7 protein-coding genes are annotated in these 5,962 nt (G+C 74.6%); 5 read left to right on the forward strand and 2 right to left on the reverse strand.

The features are described from left to right. Nucleotides 1–159 precede the first annotated feature (159 nt). The 3 genes from LG634_RS37360 to LG634_RS37370 are packed head-to-tail and all read left to right on the forward strand — an operon-like array spanning nt 160 to nt 1,424. Nucleotides 160–681, forward strand: a complete 522-nt coding sequence (locus tag LG634_RS37360; protein ID WP_226740979.1) for a MarR family winged helix-turn-helix transcriptional regulator — start codon at nt 160–162, stop codon at nt 679–681. 33 nt (nt 682–714) lie between these two features. Next, on the forward strand, nt 715–1,176 hold the full coding sequence (locus tag LG634_RS37365) for a sigma factor-like helix-turn-helix DNA-binding protein (protein WP_372482567.1): 462 nt from the start codon (nt 715–717) through the stop codon (nt 1,174–1,176). Further along, the gene (locus tag LG634_RS37370) at nt 1,173–1,424 is read left to right on the forward strand and encodes a hypothetical protein (protein WP_226740981.1); all 252 of its coding nucleotides are present in this window, start codon (nt 1,173–1,175) and stop codon (nt 1,422–1,424) included. The genes LG634_RS37365 and LG634_RS37370 overlap by 4 nt, the downstream gene beginning before the upstream one ends. A gap of 25 nt (nt 1,425–1,449) precedes the next feature. Here the strand turns inward: LG634_RS37370 and LG634_RS37375 are convergent, their stop codons facing one another. Continuing rightward, the gene (locus LG634_RS37375) at nt 1,450–1,854 is read right to left on the reverse strand and encodes a DUF4307 domain-containing protein (protein WP_226740983.1); all 405 of its coding nucleotides are present in this window, start codon (nt 1,852–1,854) and stop codon (nt 1,450–1,452) included. A gap of 123 nt (nt 1,855–1,977) precedes the next feature. Between LG634_RS37375 and mca the strand changes: the two genes are divergently transcribed. Then, nucleotides 1,978–2,859, forward strand: coding sequence for a mycothiol conjugate amidase Mca (gene mca / locus LG634_RS37380; protein WP_226740984.1), 882 nt, complete (start codon nt 1,978–1,980; stop codon nt 2,857–2,859). Nucleotides 2,860–2,861: 2 nt separating this feature from the next. Continuing rightward, nucleotides 2,862–3,071, forward strand: coding sequence for a hypothetical protein (locus tag LG634_RS37385; protein WP_226740986.1), 210 nt, complete (start codon nt 2,862–2,864; stop codon nt 3,069–3,071). 269 nt (nt 3,072–3,340) lie between these two features. Here LG634_RS37385 and LG634_RS37390 read toward each other — a convergent pair. Then, a partial coding sequence (locus LG634_RS37390) for a tetratricopeptide repeat protein (RefSeq protein ID WP_226740987.1) occupies nt 3,341–5,962 on the reverse strand: 2,622 nt, incomplete at its 5' end.

Here is a 5,962-nt window from a genome sequence, read left to right on the forward strand (position 1 = left end):
CGGGCCGGGTCGCGTGCCGTACGGCCCGTGCCGCCACCCGTACAACGGCCGGGCGGGGATTGGCCGTACCGGATTGCGCACGAGCCGTACGGGCCGCACCCGGGCGGCGTACTCTGTCCCCCATCCCTGTCGCCCCTTGTATGAAGAGAGCCCTAGGCCATGCCCTCCTCCCCGGACCGTCCGGACCTGCCGGCGGACCCCGCCTGCGGTCTCCTCGACGCCCTCCAGCACCAGGTGGCGGTGTTCGCCCGCCGCGCCGAGCAGACCCGGCTGGGCGGCGTCGGACAGGCCCGCAACTCCATGGACCGCGCCGCGTACCTGCTGCTCAACCGGCTGGACCTGGAAGGGCCGATGGGCGTCAAGGCGCTCGCCGCGGGCATGGGCATCGACTCGTCCACCGTCACCCGGCAGGTCGCCCCGCTCGTCGACACCGGGCTCGTCAAGCGCACCTCGCACCCCGAGGACGGCCGCGCCGTGGTCCTCGCGCTGTCCCCGCGCGGCCTGGCCCGGCTGGAGGACGTACGCTCCTCGCGCCGCGAGCTGATGGCCCAGGTGACCGAGGGCTGGAGCGAGGACGAGCGGGAGTCGTTCACGGCCCTGCTGACCCGTTTCAACGTCTCGCTGTCCGAGCGGATGGCGGCCGCCGGAGCGGAATCCACGGAGCACCCGCAGGCCTCTTGACCCCGGCGGTCCCGCTGCTGCCTCATGGGAAGGGTGACGGCAGGGCCGGAAGGGCGACGCGCTTACTGGGACCGGGAGTTCGAGGCGTTCGTCGCCGGAGCCGCCGGCCGGCTGCTGCATGCCGCGACCCTGCTCACCGCGGAGCCCGACGACGACGCCCCGGCCGCCCGCGACCTGCTCGCCGACGCGCTGGCCCGCACCTACGCGCACTGGGACCGGCTGCGCGGCGACGATCCGTACGCCCACGCCCGCCGCGAGCTGTGCACCGCGTTCGCCCGGCAGGCCTGGCGGCACCGCCGCGGCCGCGGCGGCCTGCTGTCCCGGCTCACCCCGCGGCTGCGCCTGGTGCTCGTCCTGCGCTACCACGAAGGCCTTGCCGAGGAGACGGCCGGCGCGCTGCTGGGGCTGCCGCCGGAACGGGTGCGGACCCTGGCGGCGCGGGCCGGGCGGCTGGCGGGCCGGGCGGCCGGTGCGGTTGCCGGAGGTGCGCCGTGAGCACCGGGAGCCACCGCGAGGACGAGCTGCGGCGGCTGCTCGACCGGCGGCACACGGCGGTCCCGCCGGGGCTCGCGGACCGGGCCGCGACCCGCGGGCTGCGGCTGCTGCGCCGCCGCCGGGCGCTGCACGGGGCCGGCTGGCTGCTGCTGATCGCGGCCGTCGCCGCCTTCACGGTCTGGGCGGCCGTCGTGCAGCCGTGGTCGGTGCCGCCGAGCACGGTGGCGCCACCTTTTGAAGGTCTGTAGGGCTGTAAGGCTGTAGGGGCTGTGGTCAGCGGGACTGGCAGCCGACCAGCTCGACCGTGGTCGCCCGGGCCGTCGTCTTCAGCGTGACGATCTCGTCGATCCGCTTCGCCCGCTGGTCGAAGGAGAAGTCCGCGCGGCCGACGTCGGCGTGGTCCACGTCCTGCGCGTTCAGCGTGCACACGCCGGGGGTGTCCGCGGTGTCCTTGCGGACCTCCAGGTGCACCTCGATCGCGCTGTCCGAGACCACCTGGAACTTGATCACCTCGCCGCTGACGGTCTGGCCGCCGACGTAGTCCCAGCCGATCCAGCCGACCACGGCGAGCAGTCCGACGCCCAGCACCGAGCCGACGATCTTGAGCTTCCGGTCCGCGCGTTCGTCCGCGGAGCGGCCGTACCGGCCCTCGGGCAGGCTCTCGCGTACCGCGCTCATCGACCGTTCCTTTCACGGGGGCTCTTCTGGCGTGCGGCCTCTGGGGACCGCGGAATTTTTCGCCCCCCGGTTCGGTCACTATAGAAGCCCGTCCGCCCAGCACCGTCACCGAGGGATCGAGTCTTGACTGAGCAGCTGCGACTGATGGCCGTGCACGCCCACCCCGACGACGAGTCGAGCAAGGGCGCGGCCACCATGGCCAAGTACGTGTCCGAGGGGGTGGACGTGCTGGTCGTGACCTGCACCGGCGGCGAACGCGGTTCGGTCCTCAACCCCAAGCTCCAGGGCGACAAGTACATCGAGGAGAACATCCACGAGGTGCGCCGCAAGGAGATGGACGAAGCACGCGAGATCCTCGGCGTGCAGCAGGAATGGCTCGGCTACGTGGACTCGGGCCTGCCCGAGGGCGACCCGCTGCCGCCGCTGCCGGACGGCTGCTTCGCGCTGGAGGACGTCGACGAGGCCGCCGGGCGGCTCGTCGCGAAGATCCGCGCGTTCCGTCCGCACGTGGTCACCACGTACGACGAGAACGGCGGCTACCCGCACCCCGACCACATCATGACCCACAAGATCACGATGGTGGCGTTCGACGGGGCGGCCGACGCGGAGAAGTACCCCGAGGCCGAGTTCGGGCCGGTGTACCAGCCGCAGAAGGTCTACTACAACCAGGGCTTCAACAAGCCGCGCACGCTGGCGCTGCACAACGGGCTGCTGGAGCGGGGCATGGAGTCGCCGTACGGGGAGTGGCTCGACCGGTGGAAGGAGTTCGAGCGCAAGGAGCGGACGCTGACCACGTACGTGCCGTGCGGCGAGTTCTTCGAGATCCGCGACAAGGCGCTGATCGCGCACGCGACGCAGATCGATCCGGACGGGGGCTGGTTCCGGGTGCCGCTGGAGGTCCAGAAGGAGATCTGGCCCACGGAGGAGTACGAGCTGGCGAAGTCGCTCGTGCCGACATCCCTCCCCGAGGACGACCTCTTCGCGGGCATCCGGGAGAATGCCTGACCATGAGCGCTACCCAGGCAGCACTGACCCAGCTCGTTCCGCTGGCCGACAGCTTCGACAAGGACAAGGTGACCCCCGGCATCCTGGGGTTCCTCGTCTTCGCCGCGCTGGCGGTCGGGGTGTGGGCCCTGATGAAGTCCATGAACCGCCACATGGGCCGCGTCTCCTTCGAGGAGACCCCCGACCCGGCGGACCACCCGACGAAGCCGTAGCCCCGACCGGGCGCCGGCGCCGCAATCCCCGGCGAGGCCGGTTTCCGGGGCTCCGCCCCAGACCCCGCGCCTCAATGGCCGGCGGGGCCGGTTTCGGGGCTCCGCCCCGGACCCCGGTCCTCGATCGCCGGACGGGCTGGATTTTCTCCCGCCCGGACGTTGCCCGCGGGCTGGATGCTGCGGGGCAAAATCCAGCCCCCCCGGGGGGCACCTCCCAGCCCTCTGGGGCTGGGGGAGTTTGAGGCGCGGGGTCCGGGGCGGAGCCCCGGTCAGGACGGGACGCCCATGATTTCGCGGGCGGGGCGGGCCGGGGTGAGGCCCAGGTGCCAGGCCTGCCAGCCGGCGGCAGGGTCGACCCCGCGCGCCAGGGCCGGCTCGTACGCGGCGATCGCCGAGGACAGGCCGGGGTCACGGGACGGGTGCGCCCCGGCGGCCAGCTCCGCCAGGACCGAGCGGGCCGCCGCCACACCCCCGTCGGGATCCGCGTACGGCAGCAGCGTGCACCGCAGGAAGACGGCCCAGTCCATCCCCCGCGCGTCCCCGTAGGACGCGAACAGCGCCACCGCCTCCTCGCACAGGGCCACCGCCTGCCCCAGCCGCGCGTTCCCCGCGTCCACCACCGCCAGCTCCAGGCACGTCCACGCCTCCCCGTGCGGCAGCCCGATCCGCTGGAAGTCCGCCCGCGCATCCGCCAGCAGCTGCCGCGCGAACCCGGAATTCCGCAGGCTCCCCGTCTGCGCCGCCCGCACGTCCCGGCTCACCCGCCCCGAATGGTGCCGCGCACACGCCAGCCCGTACATGTCCCGCATCCGCGAGAACATCGTGCGGGCCCGCTCCAGCTCCCGTACCGCCTGGTCCCGGTCCCCCCGCTCCTCCAGCGCCTGCCCCAGGTAGTACCGCGTCCACGCCTCCCCCCGCACGTCCTCCGCATCCCGGTGCCGCGACAGTGCCTGCCGCAGCCCGTCCACCGCCGCCGCCGGGTCGCCCGCCACCAGCCGGGCCCGCGCCAGCTCCGTCAGCGCCCACGCCCCGGCCCGCCCGTCCCGGGTCCGCCCCGCCAGGTCCAGCGCCCGCCGCAGCGACACCTCCGCCGCCGCGGTGTCACCGCGCCGCACGTGCACCTGGCCCAGCTGGAAGTGCGCCCACCCCTGCCCGTGCAGCGACTCGCTCGCCTCGTGCAGCGGCAGCGCCCGGTCCAGCAGCGCCCGCGCCTCCGCCAGCCGCGCCCGGTCCCGCTCCACCGCCGCCAGTGCGTGCAGCGTCCACGCCCGGTCGGCGGCCAGCTCCTCCCCGGCCTGCACCTCCAGGGCCTCCCGCAGCTTCTCCGCCGCCTCCGCCAGCCGCCCCTGGTGGTGCAGCGTGATCCCCAGCGAACACAGCGCCCGCGCCGCCCCCGCCGCGTGCTGCGCCTCGTAGTAGCGGTCCACCACCGACGTCAGCGTCGACCGCGCCTTGTCCAGCTCGCCCAGCTGGCGGGCCGCGATGCCGGTCCGCCACTGCACCGAGTGCGCCGGCAGCCCCTGGTCGACCTGCTGGATCAGCTCGTCGATCTCGCCCAGCCGGTACAGGTCCCCGCGCAGCAGGCAGTAGTCGCACAGCGCACCCAGCAGGTCCAGCACCGCCCGCTGGTCGACGCCCCGGGCGTGCCGCAGCGCCGCCGTGATGAAGCTGGACTCCTCGTCCAGCCAGGCCAGCGCCGCGTCCAGCGAGGCGAACCCGTGCCCCTCGAACCGGTCCGCCCGCGTCGACGTCTTCCCGTCGACCATCCGGATCACGGTGTCCGCGAGCTGCGCGTACGTCCGCACCAGCCGCTCCTGCGCGGCCGCGATCGCCGCCGCGTCCTCCTCCGCCAGCAGCTTGGCCGCCGCGTACGAGCGCACCGAGTCGTGCAGCCGGTACCGCTCCCCGCGTACGTGGTCCAGCACGCCCGCCCGCGCCAGCCCGGCCATCAGCCGCCGCACCTCCGCCTCCGGTGACTCGGCCAGCGCCGCCGCGGCCGCCGCCCCCACCGACACCCGGCCCGCCAGCGACAGCCGCCGCAGCAGCCGCCGGGCCGGATCCTGAAGGTGCGCGTACGCCAGGTCCAGCGCCCGGTCCGTCACGGCCGACGACCCCAGCCGTTCCGCCAGGTGCACCTCGAACCGGCGCGCCGTGTGCGTCCCCAGCAGCGGACCCGTCAGCCGCAGCGCCAGCGGCAGCCCGCCCGTGAACCGGAAGATCGACGCCAGCGCCTGCTCGTCGTACACCGACGCGCGGGCCTGCGCCACCGCCGTACGCAGCACCGCCTCGGCATCCGCGGCGGCCAGCGGCGCCACCTCCAGGTGGTGCACCCACGCCGGCAGGTCCGCCGGCAGCTCCAGCGGCTCCCGCGCGGTCACCAGCACCAGGCTGTCGGAGCGCTCCGGCACCAGCAGCCGCACCTGCTCCGCGTCCACCGCATCGTCCAGCACCACCGTCACCGGCACCCCCCGCAGGTGCTGGTGGTACAGCTCGGCGAGCCGCCGCACCTGCTGTCCCGCCGAGGACCGGTCCCGGAACAGCAGCTGCTCGCGCGGCGCCCCCAGCCGGTTCAGCAGGTGCAGCAGCGCGTCCCGGGTGGGCAGCGGGGTCTCCCCGCTCAGCGACCCGCCCCGCAGGTCCACCACGCACGCCCCGCGGTACTGGTCGCGGACCTCCCGCGCGGCCCGCACCGCCAGCGTCGTCCGGCCCGCGCCCGGCTCCCCGTGCAGGACCACGACCACCGGCCGGGTCTCGGTGCCGGCCCGGGCCGCCTGCACCCACTGCGAGATCCGCGCCAGTTCGGCCCGCCGTCCCTCGAACGGCTCTTCCGGCTCCGGGAGTTGACCGAAGGACTGGTCGAGCGCGGTGCGCCGGCGGGCGGCCGCGCTGCG

Origin of the sequence: Streptomyces bambusae (assembly GCF_020532645.1) — a bacterium.
In the GTDB taxonomy this organism is placed as follows: Bacteria; Actinomycetota; Actinomycetes; order Streptomycetales; family Streptomycetaceae; genus Streptomyces; species Streptomyces bambusae.